At 60.1% G+C, this 16,565-nt stretch carries 14 protein-coding genes; 4 read left to right on the forward strand and 10 right to left on the reverse strand.

Translation table 11 applies throughout. From position 1 onward, the window contains the following. Window positions 1-130: 130 nt before the first annotated feature. The 5 genes from PseuLF5_RS25345 to kdgD form a co-directional block, all read right to left on the reverse strand. The gene (locus PseuLF5_RS25345) at window positions 131-1,072 is read right to left on the reverse strand and encodes an AEC family transporter (protein ID WP_123464628.1); all 942 of its coding nucleotides are present in this window, start codon (window positions 1,070-1,072) and stop codon (window positions 131-133) included. A gap of 619 nt (window positions 1,073-1,691) precedes the next feature. Continuing rightward, window positions 1,692-3,245 carry a galactarate dehydratase gene (gene garD, locus PseuLF5_RS25350; RefSeq protein WP_123464626.1) on the reverse strand — a complete coding sequence of 518 codons (1,554 nt, stop codon included), beginning with the start codon at window positions 3,243-3,245 and terminating at the stop codon, window positions 1,692-1,694. Window positions 3,246-3,256: 11 nt separating this feature from the next. Next, window positions 3,257-4,621, reverse strand: a complete 1,365-nt coding sequence (locus tag PseuLF5_RS25355; RefSeq protein WP_267804475.1) for an MFS transporter — start codon at window positions 4,619-4,621, stop codon at window positions 3,257-3,259. Between the two features lie 159 nt (window positions 4,622-4,780). Further along, entirely contained in the window at window positions 4,781-6,226 is a 1,446-nt protein-coding gene (locus tag PseuLF5_RS25360; RefSeq protein ID WP_340134936.1) for an aldehyde dehydrogenase family protein, read from the reverse strand. A 75-nt stretch (window positions 6,227-6,301) separates the two neighbouring features. Further along, complete coding sequence (gene kdgD, locus PseuLF5_RS25365) at window positions 6,302-7,213, reverse strand: 5-dehydro-4-deoxyglucarate dehydratase (RefSeq protein ID WP_007915340.1); 912 nt, start codon at window positions 7,211-7,213, stop codon at window positions 6,302-6,304. Window positions 7,214-7,448: 235 nt separating this feature from the next. Here kdgD and PseuLF5_RS25370 point away from each other — a divergent pair, with 235 nt between their 5' ends. The 3 genes from PseuLF5_RS25370 (at window position 7,449) to PseuLF5_RS25380 (ending at window position 9,541) form a co-directional block, all read left to right on the forward strand. Then, window positions 7,449-8,753, forward strand: coding sequence for a phospholipase (locus PseuLF5_RS25370; protein WP_340134937.1), 1,305 nt, complete (start codon window positions 7,449-7,451; stop codon window positions 8,751-8,753). Window positions 8,754-8,763: 10 nt separating this feature from the next. Beyond that, complete coding sequence (locus PseuLF5_RS25375; protein ID WP_267804477.1) at window positions 8,764-8,955, forward strand: hypothetical protein; 192 nt, start codon at window positions 8,764-8,766, stop codon at window positions 8,953-8,955. A 211-nt stretch (window positions 8,956-9,166) separates the two neighbouring features. Next, window positions 9,167-9,541, forward strand: coding sequence for a hypothetical protein (locus PseuLF5_RS25380; protein ID WP_123464617.1), 375 nt, complete (start codon window positions 9,167-9,169; stop codon window positions 9,539-9,541). A 3-nt stretch (window positions 9,542-9,544) separates the two neighbouring features. Here the strand turns inward: PseuLF5_RS25380 and PseuLF5_RS25385 are convergent, their stop codons facing one another. The 4 genes from PseuLF5_RS25385 to PseuLF5_RS25400 all read right to left on the reverse strand — a co-directional run bounded on the left by PseuLF5_RS25385 (window position 9,545) and on the right by PseuLF5_RS25400 (window position 14,122). Then, window positions 9,545-10,291, reverse strand: coding sequence for a FadR/GntR family transcriptional regulator (locus PseuLF5_RS25385; protein WP_177490658.1), 747 nt, complete (start codon window positions 10,289-10,291; stop codon window positions 9,545-9,547). A gap of 191 nt (window positions 10,292-10,482) precedes the next feature. Further along, window positions 10,483-12,210: an ABC transporter ATP-binding protein/permease gene (locus tag PseuLF5_RS25390; protein ID WP_340134938.1), complete on the reverse strand. Its 1,728-nt coding sequence runs from the start codon at window positions 12,208-12,210 to the stop codon at window positions 10,483-10,485. A 96-nt stretch (window positions 12,211-12,306) separates the two neighbouring features. Beyond that, complete coding sequence (locus tag PseuLF5_RS25395) at window positions 12,307-12,867, reverse strand: response regulator transcription factor (protein ID WP_003221630.1); 561 nt, start codon at window positions 12,865-12,867, stop codon at window positions 12,307-12,309. Beyond that, window positions 12,860-14,122, reverse strand: a complete 1,263-nt coding sequence (locus PseuLF5_RS25400; RefSeq protein ID WP_123464611.1) for an ATP-binding protein — start codon at window positions 14,120-14,122, stop codon at window positions 12,860-12,862. The genes PseuLF5_RS25395 and PseuLF5_RS25400 overlap by 8 nt, the downstream gene beginning before the upstream one ends. Window positions 14,123-14,532: 410 nt before the next feature. Here PseuLF5_RS25400 and PseuLF5_RS25405 point away from each other — a divergent pair, with 410 nt between their 5' ends. Next, entirely contained in the window at window positions 14,533-15,249 is a 717-nt protein-coding gene (locus PseuLF5_RS25405; protein ID WP_123464609.1) for an SIMPL domain-containing protein, read from the forward strand. A gap of 172 nt (window positions 15,250-15,421) precedes the next feature. Here the strand turns inward: PseuLF5_RS25405 and PseuLF5_RS25410 are convergent, their stop codons facing one another. Next, window positions 15,422-15,787, reverse strand: coding sequence for a DUF6124 family protein (locus PseuLF5_RS25410; RefSeq protein ID WP_128614580.1), 366 nt, complete (start codon window positions 15,785-15,787; stop codon window positions 15,422-15,424). Window positions 15,788-16,565 lie beyond the last annotated feature (778 nt).

Raw genomic sequence — 16,565 nt, forward strand, 5'->3', positions numbered from 1 at the left:
CGGGCCTCATCGCGGGCAAGCCCGCTCCCACAGGGATCTCAATGTTGATGAAATTTGATTAACAACCGAAAAACCTGTGGGAGCGGGCTTGCCCGCGATGAGGCCGGAAAAATCACCGAAAATCTTTCGGTCAGATCCATCCACCCCACTGCAAAACAAAGATCCCGACATTGGTGGTCACCGCCGCCATCAGCGTGGTCAGCACAATGATCGCCGCCGCCAGCTCATGATTGCCCTGCGCCGCCCGGGCCATGACGAAACTCGCCGCCGCCGTCGGGCTGCCGAAGTACAGAAACAGAATCCCCAGCTCCGCGCCGCGAAATCCCCACAGCCAAGCCCCCAAAGTCGCCAGCACTGGCAAACCGATCATCTTCACCAGGCTCGAACTGAGCGCCATGTTGCCGCTCTTGCGCAACGCCGCCAGTGACAGGGTTCCGCCGATGCAGATCAGCGCCAGTGGCAACGTGGTCTGCGCCAGATACTGTCCGGATGTCTCCAGCCACCCCGGCAAACCGATTTTGAAATAGGCAAACGGCGCCGCGGCAATCACGCTGATGATCAGCGGGTTGCTGAACACGCTTTTGCAGATGCTCCACGGATCGGACTTGATCACCGGGCTGTACACCGCCAGGACAATGGTCGACAGGGTGTTGTAAAACAGGATCACCAGCGCGGCGAGAATCGCCCCGAGGGAAATTCCGTAATCACCGTACATGCTCGCCGCCAGTGCCAGACCGATCACCCCGTTGTTGCCGCGAAACGCGCCTTGGGTGTAAATGCCGCGATCTTCGCGGGGGCAACGCAGAATCGCCCAGCCCCAGGCCAGGGCAAAACTCGCCAGCGTGGCGACGGCGAAGTAGATCAGCAGTGCCGGTTGCAACGCGGCGTGCAGGTCCGCATGCAGAATGCCGAGAAACAGCAGCGCCGGCATGCTGACGTTGAACACCAGCGACGAGGCGGTGTGGATGAAGTTGTCGTTGATCCAGTCGATGCGTTTGAGCAACACACCGAGAAACAGCATGGCAAACACCGGCGCGGTGATGTTCAGGGTTTCGAGGAAGATTGCCAGCATGCCGGGGGAGCCTTGGGTGAGCGTCGTTAGGTGGCAATGATAAAGCAAAAGCCCCTCACCCTAGCCCTCTCCCAAAGGGAGAGGGGACCGATCGCGGGATATTGGAGAAATCCATCGACCTGAAATGACATGGCTGAATCCAGCAATGCCTATAGCAGGCCATAATCAATTCGGTCGGCCCCTCCCTAGCCCTCTCCCCAAGGGAGAGCGGACCGATCGCGGGATATTGGAGAAATCCATCGACCTGAAATGACATGGCTGAATCCAGCAATGCATGTAGCAGGCCATAATCAACTCGGCCGGCCCCTCCCTAGCCCTCTCCCCAAGGGAGAGCGGACCGATCGCGGGATATTGGAGAAATCCATCGACCTGAAATGACATGGCTGAATCCAGCAATGCCTGTAGCAGGCCATAATCAATTCGGTCGCCCCCTCCCTAGCCCTCTCCCCAAGGGAGAGGGGACCGATCGCGGGATATTGGAGAAATCCATCGACCTGAAATGACATCGCCAAATCCATAATCGACTCGCTCTTTCAGGTCGATGTAATGCGCAAGACACCTCGGTCGGCCCCCTCTCCCTCCGGGAGAGGGCTGGGGTGAGGGCCAAGCCGATCACGCATCAAGTAATCGGCGCCGGATTGAACAGCGTGATGTCGTTATGCAGCTTGTGCTTCTCCGCCCACGTCTGCTGCTTGCCGCTCGCCACATCCAGATAGTAGTGGAACAACTCCCAACCCAACTCCTCGATGGTTGCGCGCCCGGTGGCAATCCGTCCGGCGTCGATGTCGATCAGGTCCGGCCAACGCTGCGCCAGCTCGGTCCGGGTCGAGACTTTTACGACCGGTGCCATCGCCAGCCCGTAGGGCGTGCCGCGACCGGTGGTGAACACATGCAGGTTCATCCCCGCCGCCAATTGCAACGTGCCGCAGACAAAATCGCTGGCCGGGGTCGCGCAGAAGATCAAACCTTTCTGCTTGAAGCGCTCGCCCGGGCCGAGCACGCCGTTGATCGCGCTGCTGCCGGACTTGACGATCGAGCCCAGCGACTTCTCGACAATGTTCGACAGCCCGCCCTTCTTGTTGCCCGGCGTGGTATTGGCGCTGCGATCCGCTTCACCCTTGGCCAGATAACGGTCGTACCAGTCCATTTCGCGCACCAGTTCCTCGGCGACAGTTTTGCTCTGCGCACGTGAAGTCAGCAGGTAGATCGCATCGCGCACTTCAGTGACTTCGGAAAACATCACCGTCGCCCCCGCACGCAGCAGCAGGTCCGAGGCGTAGCCCAGTGCCGGGTTGGCAGTGATCCCGGAAAACGCATCGCTGCCGCCGCACTGCATGCCGAGGATCAACTCGGACGCCGGCACGGTTTCGCGGCGGCGCTGGTCGAGCTTCTTCAGGCGGACTTCGGCTAGCGCCATGATCTGCTCGATCATCTCGGTGAAACCGTGACTGGAATCCTGCAGGCGATACAGCCACGGCTCGCTCAGATCAACCGAAGCGTCGTCCTCGTGCATCACCTGCCCGGCCTGCAATTTCTCGCAACCGAGACTGATCACCAGCGCCTCTCCCCCCAGGTTCGGGTTGCGCGCCAGATTGCGCACGGTGCGAATCGGGATGTAGGCGTCGGTGGCGGTGATCGCCACGCCGCAGCCGTAACTGTGGGTCAGCGCCACCACGTCATCGACGTGCGGGTATTTGGGCAGCAACTCGTCCTTGATGCGCTTCACCGCGTGATCGAGCACACCGGTGACACACTGCACCGTGGTAGTAATCCCGAGAATGTTGCGCGTGCCGACAGTGCCGTCGGCATTGCGATAACCCTCGAAGGTGAAGCCTTCCAGCGGTGCCTGGGCGGGCGGCACTTCGGTGGACAACGGCAGGCTGTCCAGCGGCGGCGCGGTCGGCATGCGCAGTTGATCTTCCTTGACCCAACTGCCGCGCGGAATGGGCTGCAACGCGTAGCCGATGGTCTGGCCGTAACGAATCACCTGGCCGCCCTCGGGAATGTCTGCGAGGGTGACCTTGTGGCTCTGCGGTACAAAATCCACGGTCACCAGACCGTCGGGAAATTCGGTGCCGGCCGGCACGCCCTGGTCGTTGACCACAATCACTACGTTGTCCCGCTCGTGCAGGCGGATGTAGCGCGGCGAGTCGGAATGTTCAATCAACTGCATGACGCCGCTCCTCAGGAATGCGCTTGAGACAATTTACCGGTGGCTTCAGCACCGCCATGGGTTGGCGGCTCTTTGAGTACCACGCGTTTGATCGGGCCGACGATCACCAGGTAGCTGAACACCGCAACCAGTGCGTTGGCACCAACGAACACCAGCGCCCATTTGAACGATCCGGTGGAGCTGATGATGTAGCCGATCACGATCGGCGTGGTAATCGAAGCGATGTTGCCAAAGGTGTTGAACAGGCCACCGCTCAGGCCGGCGATCTGTTTCGGCGAGGTGTCGGAGACCACCGCCCAGCCCAGCGCGCCCACGCCTTTGCCGAAGAACGCCAACGCCATGAAGCCCACGACCATCCATTCAACGTCGACATAGTTGCAGGCCACGATGCTGCTGGACACCAGCAACCCGGCGATGATCGGCGCCTTGCGGGCAAAGGTCAGCGAATGCCCTTTGCGCAGCAGGTAATCGGAAATCACTCCGCCGAGCACACCACCGATGAAGCCGCAGATCGCCGGCAACGAGGCGATGAAACCGGCCTTGAGAATGGTCATGCCACGCTCTTGCACCAGGTACACCGGGAACCACGTCAGGAAGAAGTAGGTGATGCCGTTGATGCAGTACTGGCCCAGGTACACGCCGAGCATCATACGGTTGGTCAGCAACTGACGAATGTAATCCCACTTCGGCCCGTCAGCCTTTTTGCCTTTGTTCTGGTCCATGTCGACCATGCCGCCGTTGTCGGCGATGAACTGCACTTCCGCTGCGTTGGCCATCGGATGCTGACGCGGGCTGTGGATAACCTTGAGCCAGATCCCCGAGAAGACGATGCCGAACACGCCCATGACAATGAACACGTGCTCCCAGCCAAAGCTATAGACGATCCAGCCCATCAGCGGCGCGAACAGCACGGTGGCGAAGTATTGCGCCGAGTTGAAGATCGCCGAAGCGGTGCCGCGTTCAGCGGTCGGAAACCACGCGGCGACGATGCGCGCGTTGCCCGGGAAGGATGGCGCCTCCGCCAGACCGACGAGGAAGCGCAGCATGAACAGCGCAACAATCGCCGTGGACATGCCGAACTCACCGACAAAGCCTTGCAGCACGGTGAACAGCGACCAGGTGAAAATGCTCAGGGCATAGACTTTTTTCGAGCCGAAGCGATCGAGCAGCCAGCCGCCGGGGATTTGCCCGGCCACGTAGGCCCAACCGAAGGCAGAGAAGATATAGCCGAGGGTGACCGCGTCGATGCCCAGATCTTTTTGCAGGCTGGAGCCGGCGATGGCGATCGTGGCGCGATCGGCGTAGTTGATCGTGGTCACCAGAAACAGCATGAGCAAGATCAAATAGCGGACGTGAGTCGGCTTGGAGGATTGCATGTAGATGTACTCCCACTGATTATTTTTATGCGCGGGTGAATCTGCTTTGGTCTGTCTTTTGTGGGAGCTGGCCTGCCGGCGATAGCATCACTGCGGTTGTTCAGTTACACCGCGGTGATGCTATCGCTTGCAGGCAAGCCCCCACAGGTATTGCGTGTGTCAGGAGCCTATGTAGGCGGTTTTCACCACGGTGTAGAACTCTTGCGCATAGCGGCCTTGCTCACGTGAGCCATAGGATGAACCCTTACGGCCCCCGAACGGAACGTGGTAATCGACGCCAGCGGTCGGCAAATTGACCATCACCATCCCGGCCTGCGAGTGACGCTTGAAGTGGTTGGCGTACTTCAGCGAAGTGGTGGCGATACCCGCCGACAGACCGAACTCGGTGTCATTGGCCATTGCCAGCGCCGCGTCGTAATCCGCCACGCGAACAATGTTGGCCACCGGGCCGAAGATTTCTTCGCGGCTGATACGCATCGACGCTTCACTGTCGGCAAACAGCGTTGGCGCGAGGAAATAACCTTCGGTGTCGCAGGTCACCAGACCGCCGCCGCTGACCAGACGCGCACCTTCGGACTGGCCGATGTCGATGTACTTCAGGTCCTGTTCAAGCTGCGCCTGGGAAACCACTGGACCGATGTCAGTGCCGGATTTCAGGGCGTGGCCGACCTTGATCGACTTCATGCGCTCGGCCATCGCCTCGACGAACTTATCGTGGATCCCGGCAGTGACGATCAAGCGGCTGGAAGCGGTGCAACGCTGGCCAGTGGAGTAGAACGCACTCTGCACCGACAGCTCGACCGCTTGTTTGAGGTCGGCGTCGTCGAGAATGATCTGCGGGTTCTTGCCGCCCATTTCCAGTTGCACTTTGGCTTGGCGCGACACGCAGTTGACCGCGATCTGCCGACCCACGCCCACCGACCCGGTGAAGCTGATGCCGTCGACTTTCGGGCTCTGCACCAGCGCATCGCCAACCACACGACCGCTGCCCATCACCAGGTTGAACACGCCGGCCGGAAAGCCTGCCCGGGAGATGATTTCGGCCAGTGCCCAGGCGCAACCCGGCACCAGATCGGCCGGTTTCAATACCACGCAGTTGCCGTAGGCCAAGGCTGGCGCGATTTTCCACGCCGGAATTGCAATCGGGAAGTTCCACGGGGTGATCAGACCGACCACGCCGAGTGCTTCGCGGGTGACTTCAACATTGACGCCCGGACGCACCGACGGCACGTAATCGCCGGACAGACGCAGGCATTCACCGGCGAAGAATTTGAAGATGTTGCCGGCGCGGGTCACTTCGCCGATGGCTTCGGGCAAGGTCTTGCCCTCTTCGCGGGCCAGCAAGGTGCCGAGTTCTTCGCGACGAGCCAGAATCTCGGTGCCGACTTTATCCAGCGAATCGTGACGGGCCTGAATGCCCGAAGTCGACCACGCCGGGAAGGCCTCGCGGGCGGCGTCGATGGCGGCGTGAACCTGAGTCAGGTCGGCCTTGGCGTAATCGCCAATGTTGTCGCTCAGTTCCGACGGGTTGATGTTGGCCGAGTAGTCGGCACCGGCAACCCATTCGCCGTTGATGTAGTTGTCGTAGCGTTTTGCAGTTGTCACAGGGGCAGCCCTCACATCTCAAAGCCTTCACGCAAAAAGCCGCTGATTGCTCAGCGGCCTCGCTTTTATCGGGTGTTACTGCGCACCTTGCTTGTCGATCAGCGCGGCGAGCATTTCGTACTCTTCGCCGGTCAGGTCGGTCAGCGGTGCCCGCACCGGGCCGGCGTCATAGCCGGCGATTTTCGCGCCTGCCTTGACGATGCTCACGGCGTAACCGGCTTTGCGGTTGCGGATGTCGAGGTACGGCAGGAAGAAGTCGTCGATGATTTTGCCGACGGTGGCGTGATCTTCACGGGCGATCGCGTGGTAGAAGTCCATCGCAGTTTTCGGGATGAAGTTGAACACCGCCGACGAGTAAACCGGCACGCCCAGCGCCTTATAGGCTGCGGCGTAGACTTCGGCGGTCGGCAGGCCGCCGAGGTAGCTGAAGCGATCACCGAGGCGGCGACGGATCGACACCATCAACTCGATATCGCCCAGGCCGTCCTTGTAGCCGATCAGGTTCGGGCAGCGCTCGGCCAGACGTTCCAGCAGCGGCGCGTTGAGGCGGCAAACGTTGCGGTTGTAGACGACTACGCCGATGTTCACCGATTTACACACGGCTTCAACGTGGGCGGCAACCCCGTCCTGGCTGGCTTCGGTCAGGTAGTGCGGCAGCAGCAACAAGCCTTTGGCGCCCAGACGCTCGGCCTCTTGAGCGTATTCGATGGCCTGGCGGGTTGAACCGCCAACTCCGGCCAGAATCGGCACGCTGGTCGCGCAGGTGTCGACGGCCGTCTTGATGATTTCCGAGTATTCGCTGGCAGCCAGGGAGAAGAACTCACCGGTGCCACCGGCGGCGAACAAGGCTGAAGCGCCATACGGGGCCAGCCATTCCAGACGTTTGATATAGCCCGCGCGGTTGAAATCGCCCTGCGCGTTGAAATCGGTGACCGGGAAGGACAGCAGGCCGGCGGAGAGGATGGACTTCAGTTCTTGTGGATTCATTTTTCGAACACCCTGGGTAGCAACGTTTTTTGTGAGTTTTATGATTCAGCCAGCGCTGAAGTTGTAGGTCATCGTACAACTTAAAAGATAACCGTCAACTGCATTTCATCGCTGACAGCATTTTTTGTCGGACAGGATTCTTTCTTGACGTAGGAAAATTCTCATCTAGGCTCGATTTAACTGTATATGCATACAGTTAAATTAAATCCGCCGATGACATATCAAGGAGAAAGAAATGTCCGGACTACAGCCCAAACCACAGGAAAGACCCAAGCCGGTCATCGCCCGTTTCGATGATCTGTTCACCAAGACCGGCATCCGCTTCAGCACCGACAACCCGCATCTGGTGCTGCACATTGCCGACGCCCACAGCGATGTCGAACCGGTCACCGGCCTCCCCGGCAAACCGCTCAAAGGCAAAGCGCAATTGCGCTTCGAAGGCGCTGAACACACGGCCATCGGCGACAACACCCTGCTGCGCTTCAGCGAAACCGCCGAACCGATCCGTGCGCAAAACGTGCCGTTACACCTGCCCAACGGCCTCGCCCTGACCTACGGCCAGATCCTGGCACTGGGCGGCGATTTCTACGGTGTGGTCGACCGGCCGATCAACGAAGGGGCGACCCCGGCCGATCGCCTGAACCGCTTCATCGCCGCCTTCGATTCCCTTGCCGTGCTGCCGGCGTCCCGTGCCGAGGCGCCGCAGATCCTCGCGGTCATGCAGAAAGAGATCGACGCGGTTAAACAGGCGATCAAGGACGGTAAACAACCGCATGAAGCCTACGATGCGCTAGGAGATACGTTGTCGGAAGAGTGGAACAAGCTCACCGGCGGCGGCAGCTTTGTCTCGGCGCTGTTCCCGCTTGGGCGTTATCTGAAACTGGCGGCGAACAACGCCGATCACTTCGGCGAATGGGCCAGACTGGCCTACATCGCCGGCCACACCGCCGCCCTGCAGACCGCCGTCGCGGCCCGGGCCAGTCACGATGAGCAACAGCTGGAAAGGGCCTACGCGATGAACGCGTTCGCCGACCATTTCCTCACCGACCTGTTCTCCTCCGGGCACCTGCGCGTGCCGCGCAAAGAGATGGCGGCGGTGGTGACGCCGAGCGATCTTGGCTCGCTGGTAACCCGCTTCATGCATGACGAAGACAGCAAATTCGGCCTCAAGGTGCGCAACGCCCATGGCGCTCAATGGCGCGCCTTCGGCGACAAGCGCTATTTCGAGGCCAGCGACGCGGACAACCGCACCCAGGTCAATCTGGCTGTGCAGGCCTCGGCGGATGAAGTCTTTGCCGCCTACCTCAGCGGCAATGCGCCCGCTCCGTCGGCGTTCGCCGCGCTGCAACGGCTGCCGGATCTGACGGCGGTACTGAATCTTTCCAGCAACTTCTCGCCGCTGTTCCGGGTCGAGGGCGGCAAAGTACTGCGGCGCAAGGACGTCAACAACCTCAACGACACCGCGACCATCGACGACTGGTGGGGCTGGAGCACCTATCTATTGCTAAAGGACTACCAGCCCACCGGCAACGTCAATTGAGGAGAACACCATGAAGATCACATTGAAACTGGAACTGGCCTCAGGCCAATCGCTCAAGGGTGCGCCGCTGGAACTGTTGGCCAAAGGCCTGCCAATTGCCCGGGCGACCGTGGATGATCAGGGATACGCGACGTTTAACGCCAACCCCGTCACCGGGCCGCTGGCCGTGAGAGTGGATCGCTCGATTCTGCCCACCCTCTAAACCCTTCCCTGCAGGAGCTACCGCAGGCTGCGATCCTTTGACGTTGATTTTTAATGATCAAGATCTAAAGGTCGCAGCCTGCGACAGCGCTTGCAAAAGGAAATTGAAATAGCTGGCAACGAACGGTTTAAAGCACCTCTGCGCAAAGGCCCGTACCGTGCACAAACCGCCGTGAACGGATCACGGCTCACCTCGCACGGAGAGCGAACCCATGACTTTTGCCCCACCAATCCTTTCCCAAGCCCCCGGTCACCCACCGGAAAAAGCCACTGTCAGCCTGTCGACACTCGGCGACGAATTGATTCTTCAGGTGCCTGACGCGACCGACATTCCGGCGAACTGGGAGGTCTACCCGATTCTCGGCGCCGATCCCGAAGACCCCGACTGGCAAGGGCAGACCCAGCCCACAGGGATCTGGGACGATGCCAGCGAAGAGGCACTGAAACTCAACGGTATCGAGTTGCGCATCCCCAGGGAGGCGCTCGAAACCTATCTGAACGAAGAGGTTGAGCTGCGCTACAAGTTCGCCGATGAGTCCAGTCTGGAGCCGTGTTCCGAGCCGCTGATGCTCTGCATCGAAACCTGAGGCTCAGCGCTGCGCCTGCGCCTCTTCATGGGCCTGGCGCAATCGTTCGCGGCTGTTGGTCAGGTGCAGACGCATGGCGGCACGGGCCGCATCGGAATCCTGACGGGCGATCGCTTCGTAGATTTCTTCGTGCTCGCGGCTCAGACGGCTCATGTAGTGCTGCTGATCGTCATGCGCCAGCCGCGCGGAATTCAGCCGCGTACGCGGAATGATGCTGGTACCCAGGTGGGTCATGATGTCGGTGAAATAACGATTGCCGGTGGACAGCGCGATTTCCAGGTGAAAGGCGAAGTCCGACGCAACCGCGTCACTGGCGTGTGCAGCGCTTTCGTTGAGCGCATCGAGAGCGGCACGCATGGTTGCCAGTTGCTCCGGGCTGCGGCGTTGCGCCGCGAGCCCGGCCGACTCGACTTCCAGGCTGATGCGCAATTCGAGAATGGCCAGCACATCCCGCAGAGTAACGACGGTGGCCGGGTCAATCCGGAAACCGCTCGGGCTCGGGGTATCGAGCACAAAAGTGCCGATGCCGTGGCGGGTTTCCACCTGACCGGCGGCCTGCAAACGGGAAATCGCCTCGCGCACCACTGTGCGGCTGACCCCATGAGCTTCCATGATCGCCGACTCGGTGGGCAGCTTGTCGCCACGCTTGAGCAGGCCATCGCGGATCTGCTCGCTCAGCACCGTCACCAGTTCCTGGGCCAGGCTGCGGCGCTTGCGTGGGAGGCGCGGGGTGTCGATCAGGTTTTCCATGGTGTGCATCGGGTCTCGAAAATTCGGCTTGTGGGCATGATAGCTCAAGCGGGTTGTACGATCACTTTCCATTTCCATACAAAACCTGTGGGAGCTGGCTTGCCAGCGATGAGGCCATACCTGTCGATGAAGATGTCGACTGAACCGACGCCATCGCTGGCAAGCCAGCTCCCACATGGGATGTGTGTTGATCAGGCAGTCACGGTCTGTTCAACCAAATGGCCGCTGTCGATCCGCACATGCCGTGGGTGGAAGCGTTTCAGACTGCTGCGATGGCCGACGCTGACAATGCTCAGCCCCGGCAACTGATCGATCAGCGCTTGGTATAGCGTTGCCTCATCCTCTTCATCCATCGCTGAGGTAGCTTCATCCATGTACAGCCACTGCGGTGCGTAAAGCAATGCACGAGCGAAGGCCAAACGTTGCTGCTCGCCCGGCGACAACATGCGCTGCCAGTGATTGGCCTCGTCCAGCCGCGCGACCAGATGCGGCAAGCGGCAGGTTTCCAGCACTTGTGCATAACGTTCCGGCGCGTAGGTGTCGCCCGGTTGTGGATAACTGAGCGCCTCGCGCAGGGTGCCGATCGGCAGATACGGTTTCTGCGGCAGGAACAGATACCGCGCCGCCGGCAGCCGAATGTTGCCGTGCCCCGCCGGCCACAAATGCCCCATTGCCCGCAGCAACGTGGACTTGCCGCTGCCGGAGCGGCCGCTGAGCATCACCCGCTCACCCGGCTCGACAGTCATATCGGCATTGGTCAGCAGATGACGACCGTCGGCCAGATCCAGACCGAGGTTGTGCACCTTCAATTCGCTCCCCTGATTCTGCACATCAATGGCGGGAGTGCGGTCTTCGTTGTCGGTCATGGCCTGGCGGAAACTCAGCAGTCGATCACAGGTGGCTCGCCAGGAAGCGAGGCTCTGGTAAGCATTGATGAACCAACTGAAGCTTTCCTGAACGTTGCCGAATGCCGAGCTGATCTGCATCAGCTCACCGAGCTCAATCTTGCCGGACAGGTAACGCGGCGAAGCCACGATAAACGGAAAGATGATGGCCGCCTGACTGTAACCGGCGGTAAAGAATGTCAGGCGTTTGGACACTTTCATGATGTCCCAGAAGTTGTGCCAGACATTACCGAAGCGGGCGCTCAATCGGCGATTCTCGTTCGGTTCACCGTTGTACAACGCGATGCTTTCGGCATTCTCGCGAATTCGCACCATGGAAAAACGCAGGTCGGCTTCGAAACGTTGTTGCTGGTTATTCAGACCGATCAAGCGACGACCGATCAAATGCGTCAGCCAACTGCCCACTACCGCGTAAACCAGCACACACCAGAACATGTAGCCGGGAATGGTGATGCCGTAGACCTCGATACTGCCCGACACGCCCCACAGAATGATCGAGAACGACACCAGGCTGACAATATTGCGCAGCAGCCCGATGCCCAGTTCAAGCGTGTTGGAGGTGAAGTTGTTGAGGTCTTCGGAAATCCGCTGATCCGGGTTATCGGTGTAACCGCCCTGCTCCAGCTGGTAATAATTCTTGTCGGCAAGCCATCGGGAAAAATGCTTTTCAGTGAGCCAGGCCCGCCAGCGAATCGTCAGCATCTGAGTCAGATAAAGCCGGTAAACGGCACCGATAATCGCCACAGCCGCAATCGCACAGAAATACAGGATCAGTTGCCAGAACGCCGCTTCATCCTTCTTTTGCAGCGCATTGTAAAAGTCCTTGTACCAAGTGTTGAACCACACCGAGATACCCACGCTCAGTAGCGAGAGCGCGATCACTGCGATCAACAGCGTCCAGGCCTTGCCCTTCTCTTCACTGCGCCAATAAGGCGTGATGATTCCCCAAACCTTGCGAAAAAACTGCCCGCGCACAGCATCGTTGACCGCGGAATATTCAGCGTTCTGATTCATGGATAAGGCTCAATATAGAAAAGAACAGACACGCACCGATCATAGTAGATCGGTGCGTTTTATCGCGAGGGCTGAAGATAGCCGTTCAGCGCAGGTTCAGCGACGAACCGGGCGCTTCTGCAGTTTGCGCTGCAGGGTGCGGCGGTGCATGCCCAGGGCGCGGGCAGTGGCGGAGATGTTGCCTTCGTGCTCGGTCAGCACACGCTGGATGTGCTCCCACTGCAGGCGATCGACCGACATCGGGTTTTCCGGCACCAGGCTGTCGAGGTCGGCGTGCTCGGAGAGCAGCGCGGCCAGCACGTCGTCGGCGTCGGCCGGTTTGCACAGGTAGTTGCAGGCACCGCGCTTGATCGCTTCGACAGCGGTGGCAATGCTCGAGTAACCGGTGAGGATCACTACGCGCATTTCCGGGTCCAGTTCCAGCAACTTCGGCAGCAGCACGAGGCCGGAGTCGCCGTCCATTTTCAGGTCCAGCGCGGCGTAGTCCGGCAGGTCAGCCTGGGCGATGGTCAGGCCCTCTTCAGCGGAACCTGCGGTACTCACGCGAAAGCCGCGGCGGGCCATGGCGCGAGCCATGACTCGGGTAAAGGTCGCGTCGTCGTCGACCAGCAGCAGATGCGGCAGCTCTTCGCCTTCGACTTGGATTTCGTCACTCATGTTGGTCTCCTCGGGCGCCGTGGGGCAGACGCAGCTCGGTGAGCGTGCCGCCTTCCTCATGACTGTAGAGTTTCACTGAGCCGCCGGCGCGTGTCACGCTGGCCTTGCTCAAAAACAGGCCCAGGCCAAAACCTTTGCCCTTGGTGGTAAAAAACGGTTTGCCGATCTGTTCGGCGATGGCCAGCGGCACACCGGCACCGTGGTCACGAATACTGATGGTCACGTTCTCGACGTCCCAGTCCAGGGTGACCTGGAGATTTTCCGGGCAAGCGTCGGCGGCGTTGTTGAGCAGGTTCAACAGCGCCTGAGTCAGATCCGGCGGCGGCGCCATGCGCGGCACACTGCCCTGACCGAGACGCTGGAAGCGGTAACTGGCTTCCGGACGCATCAGGTGCCAGCGATTCAGCGCTTCGTCGAGCCACTGGGTGACGTCCTGCATCTCCACGGCCATCCGCCGGTTGGCCTCGGCAGCACGCACCAATTGTTGCAGGGTCTCTTTGCACAGTTTGACCTGATCCTGCAGCACTTTCAGATCGTCTTGCAGCATCGGGTCGGGATGATCCTGCTGCATTTCCTTGAGCAATACACTCATGGTTGCCAGCGGCGTGCCCAGTTCATGCGCCGCGCCGGCAGCCTGGGTGGCGACGGCGAGCAACTGCTGATCGCGCAGGCCTTCTTCACGGCGGATCGCCCGCAGCTCTTCCTGGCGGCGCAGCTCCTCGGCCATGCGTGCAGCAAAGAACGTGATGACCGCCGCCGCGAGGGCAAAGCTCAGCCACATGCCATAGATCTGCAGGTTCTCGCGGGCCACCGGCAGGGTTTCCAGCGGGTAGAAACGCGTCAGCATCAAGGTGTACAGCGCCAGCGCAATACCCGACAGAATCACCGAATAACGCCACGGCAGCGTCACGGCGGCGATGGTCAGCGGCACCAGGTAATAGGAAACGAACGGGTTGGTCGAACCGCCGGAGAAATACAGCAGCGCACTGTGGATCACCAGATCGCACGCCAGCTGCAACGCGTATTCGAGCTCGGTCACCGGCCACGATGTGCGCAGGCGCACGGCGGTGAACACGCACAGCAGCGTCGAGCAACCAAGGGTCATCGCCAATTGCACCCACGGCAACGGCAGCAGTTGCAGCCAGTAGGCCAGGCCGACGGAGCCCGCCTGCGCAGCGAGCACCAGGGTGCGGATGAAGGTCAGCCGCCAGAGGTTCTGGCGAGTGGCGGAAGTCAGTTGTACGGGGGCGAGCATGAGCTCTCCTGATGAGCGCTCCAGGCGGATCGCACGGAGTATAACCAAGCCGCGGCCTTGAGAGGCGAAAGTGCGGCAAACGACCACATGGCGTGGCGGGCAAATTCGGCTAAGCCGCCCTCAACTTCTCAGTGAGTAGAGTCCAATTGTGGCAAGGGTATTTATCCCCGATGGGTGGCGAGGCCGCCCCAAAAATCTCCAGCGTCGTTCTTTCAGGCATTTCTCGTCAGCTGGATTGGCGACTGCTTCGCAGCCGATCGGGGGTAAATCCCCTCGCCACATGAGCGCTCTCAGTCCAGCCTTGGCCATCTGTATAGAAGTTGTAACTGGGCGAACCGGATCGCAGAAGCTAGAGTCTGATGGTTCACGCAGGCCCGAACCAACACCTGCGCCCTTATCAAGGAGCCTTCATGCACACATTTCGCCGCAGCGCCGCCCTTCTCGCCCTGACCGTCGGCAGCGCCGCTAGCCTTCCAGCCCTGGCCGCCGATGAGCTGCACTACAATCAGATTGCCCTGCGCGCCGAAGTCAGCCAGGAAGTGGCCCGCGACCTGATGATCGTGACCCTCTACACCGAAGAACAAAACACCGACCCGGCCAAACTCGCCGCCGACGTCAGCACCACCATGAACAAGGCTCTGGCCCAGGCCAAGCAAGTCAAAGACATCACCCTGCGCCAGGGCAGCCGCAACAGCTACCCGATCTACGACACCAAGGGCCAGAAAATCACCGGCTGGCGCGAACGCGCCGAACTGCGCCTGGAAAGCGCCGACTTCGCCGCCCTGTCCAAACTCACCGGCGAACTGCTGACCGACCTGAAAATGGGCGGCATGGACTTCGCTATCGCCGACCCGACCCGCAAGGCCAGCGAAGACCAATTGCTCAAGGAAGCCGTCACCGCCTTCAAGGCCCGCGCCCAACTGGCCACCGACGCCCTGGGCGGCAAGGGCTACAAAATCGTCAACCTGAACCTCAACAGCAACGGTTATCCACAACCGTACATGCGCGCCCCGATGATGATGAAAGCGGCGGCCATGGATTCGGCGCCAGTGACGCCGGAAGTTGAAGCCGGTACCAGCCAGGTCAGCATGACGGCTGATGGCTCGATTGAAGTGTTGATGCAGTGATTTGATGTGGGCTGAATGAAAAACCGCCGATCGGTGAATGATCGGCGGTTTTTTTATGCCCGGGATTTTTGTGTTGAATGTTCCGTCGCCATCGCGAGCAGGCTCACTCCTGCAATTTGGAATGTGTTCCCCTGTAGGAGTCAGCCTGCTCGCGAAGAACGATAACGCGGTCTCAGGTCTGCGGATCAACCCGATCCAGCGCCCGGTTCACCGCCAGCTCAGCCAGCATGATGATCTGCTGAATCGCCAACGCCGTATTACGCTCGGGCCGGCCCAACTGATCGGCAAAATTACCTGCCAGCGTATTCGCCGACGCCAGTGACTCACAGGCATGCGCCAACAGGCTTTCAGTGTCGATGTTTGGCTGGATCAGGAACATCGTACTGGGTTGCCGGGGTTTGACCGGGTCGGGGCTGAGGTAAAAATCCAGGGCGCGTTTGATGGCTTCGCGGTTTTTGGCGAGGTCGTCGGCGCGGATGGCTTCGGCGAGTGGGGTTGTGGGTTCGAGGGGTGGATCGGGGACAATTTTATCTTTCATAAAAATCTGCTCGTCATTCGAGCCAGCCCTTAGCCATTTCTCACGTGGTAAAGGGTGGCAGCTATGTGCGGAGTGAGAAACCGGTGAGCAGAAAACCGGCCAGACCGAAGTCTGCCCGCACACAGCCGCCATAAGGCACCGCGACAGCTTATAAGCCGGCCGCAATTATGGTCTTACTGGTGCTAGTTTCAAGCTCGACGGGTTCTCACACCCGATCGCTGAACATTCAGCGACAACCAGAGCCTAGAGAGCCCACGTCCGACGGACAACCTGAAAACCTTGTGGGAAGGTTCTGATTATTTGACACAAATTTAAACAACCAAAAGCCAACCCTCACCCTAGCCCTCTCCCGGAGGGAGAGGGGACTGACCGAGGTGTTTGGGGGAGCTACGCCCGACGTGCGATACCAAGTCGAACTCAGATTTTGAAAAGCCCACAAATCGGCTCCCTCTCCCTAGGGAGAGGGCTGGGGTGAGGGGTAAATCCACCACAAATCCAAAGCCGAATACCCGTGCTCTTCACCACTCAATAGGCCGAGTGTCAGCTCGCCTGCTTTTGATCTTGATCCACGGGCGACATCGGAAGGCTGAGTGGAGGGATTGATCCGGGGGTGGGAGCGCAGCGACCGTTTGGCGAAGCCAAACACAGCGAGAGGAGGTGCAGCGAAGCAAACCGGAGACGCTGCGCCCGGATCGATCCCGCAGCGAAGGAACCCCGAGCCCCAGCGAGCGGGCCGCACGTAGGAGCAAGCGTTTTTTTGCTTACTTTTTTTAGGCGT

The sequence above is a fragment of the Pseudomonas sp. LF-5 genome, from assembly GCF_037626295.1.
In the GTDB taxonomy this organism is placed as follows: Bacteria; Pseudomonadota; Gammaproteobacteria; order Pseudomonadales; family Pseudomonadaceae; genus Aquipseudomonas; species Aquipseudomonas monsensis.

Excerpts from the sequence above, each read along its gene's own strand:
- PseuLF5_RS25380 (WP_123464617.1), top strand. The coding sequence starts at position 9,167 with ATGACTTTTGCCCCACCAATCCTTTCCCAAGCCCCCGGTCACCCACCG.
- garD (WP_123464626.1), bottom strand. The coding sequence starts at position 3,245 with ATGCAGTTGATTGAACATTCCGACTCGCCGCGCTACATCCGCCTGCAC.
- PseuLF5_RS25395 (WP_003221630.1), bottom strand. The coding sequence starts at position 12,867 with ATGAGTGACGAAATCCAAGTCGAAGGCGAAGAGCTGCCGCATCTGCTG.
- PseuLF5_RS25410 (WP_128614580.1), bottom strand. The coding sequence starts at position 15,787 with ATGAAAGATAAAATTGTCCCCGATCCACCCCTCGAACCCACAACCCCA.
- PseuLF5_RS25375 (WP_267804477.1), top strand. The coding sequence starts at position 8,764 with ATGAAGATCACATTGAAACTGGAACTGGCCTCAGGCCAATCGCTCAAG.
- PseuLF5_RS25355 (WP_267804475.1), bottom strand. The coding sequence starts at position 4,621 with ATGCAATCCTCCAAGCCGACTCACGTCCGCTATTTGATCTTGCTCATG.
- PseuLF5_RS25405 (WP_123464609.1), top strand. The coding sequence starts at position 14,533 with ATGCACACATTTCGCCGCAGCGCCGCCCTTCTCGCCCTGACCGTCGGC.
- PseuLF5_RS25385 (WP_177490658.1), bottom strand. The coding sequence starts at position 10,291 with ATGGAAAACCTGATCGACACCCCGCGCCTCCCACGCAAGCGCCGCAGC.
- PseuLF5_RS25400 (WP_123464611.1), bottom strand. The coding sequence starts at position 14,122 with ATGCTCGCCCCCGTACAACTGACTTCCGCCACTCGCCAGAACCTCTGG.
- kdgD (WP_007915340.1), bottom strand. The coding sequence starts at position 7,213 with ATGAATCCACAAGAACTGAAGTCCATCCTCTCCGCCGGCCTGCTGTCC.
- PseuLF5_RS25345 (WP_123464628.1), bottom strand. The coding sequence starts at position 1,072 with ATGCTGGCAATCTTCCTCGAAACCCTGAACATCACCGCGCCGGTGTTT.
- PseuLF5_RS25370 (WP_340134937.1), top strand. The coding sequence starts at position 7,449 with ATGTCCGGACTACAGCCCAAACCACAGGAAAGACCCAAGCCGGTCATC.
- PseuLF5_RS25390 (WP_340134938.1), bottom strand. The coding sequence starts at position 12,210 with ATGAATCAGAACGCTGAATATTCCGCGGTCAACGATGCTGTGCGCGGG.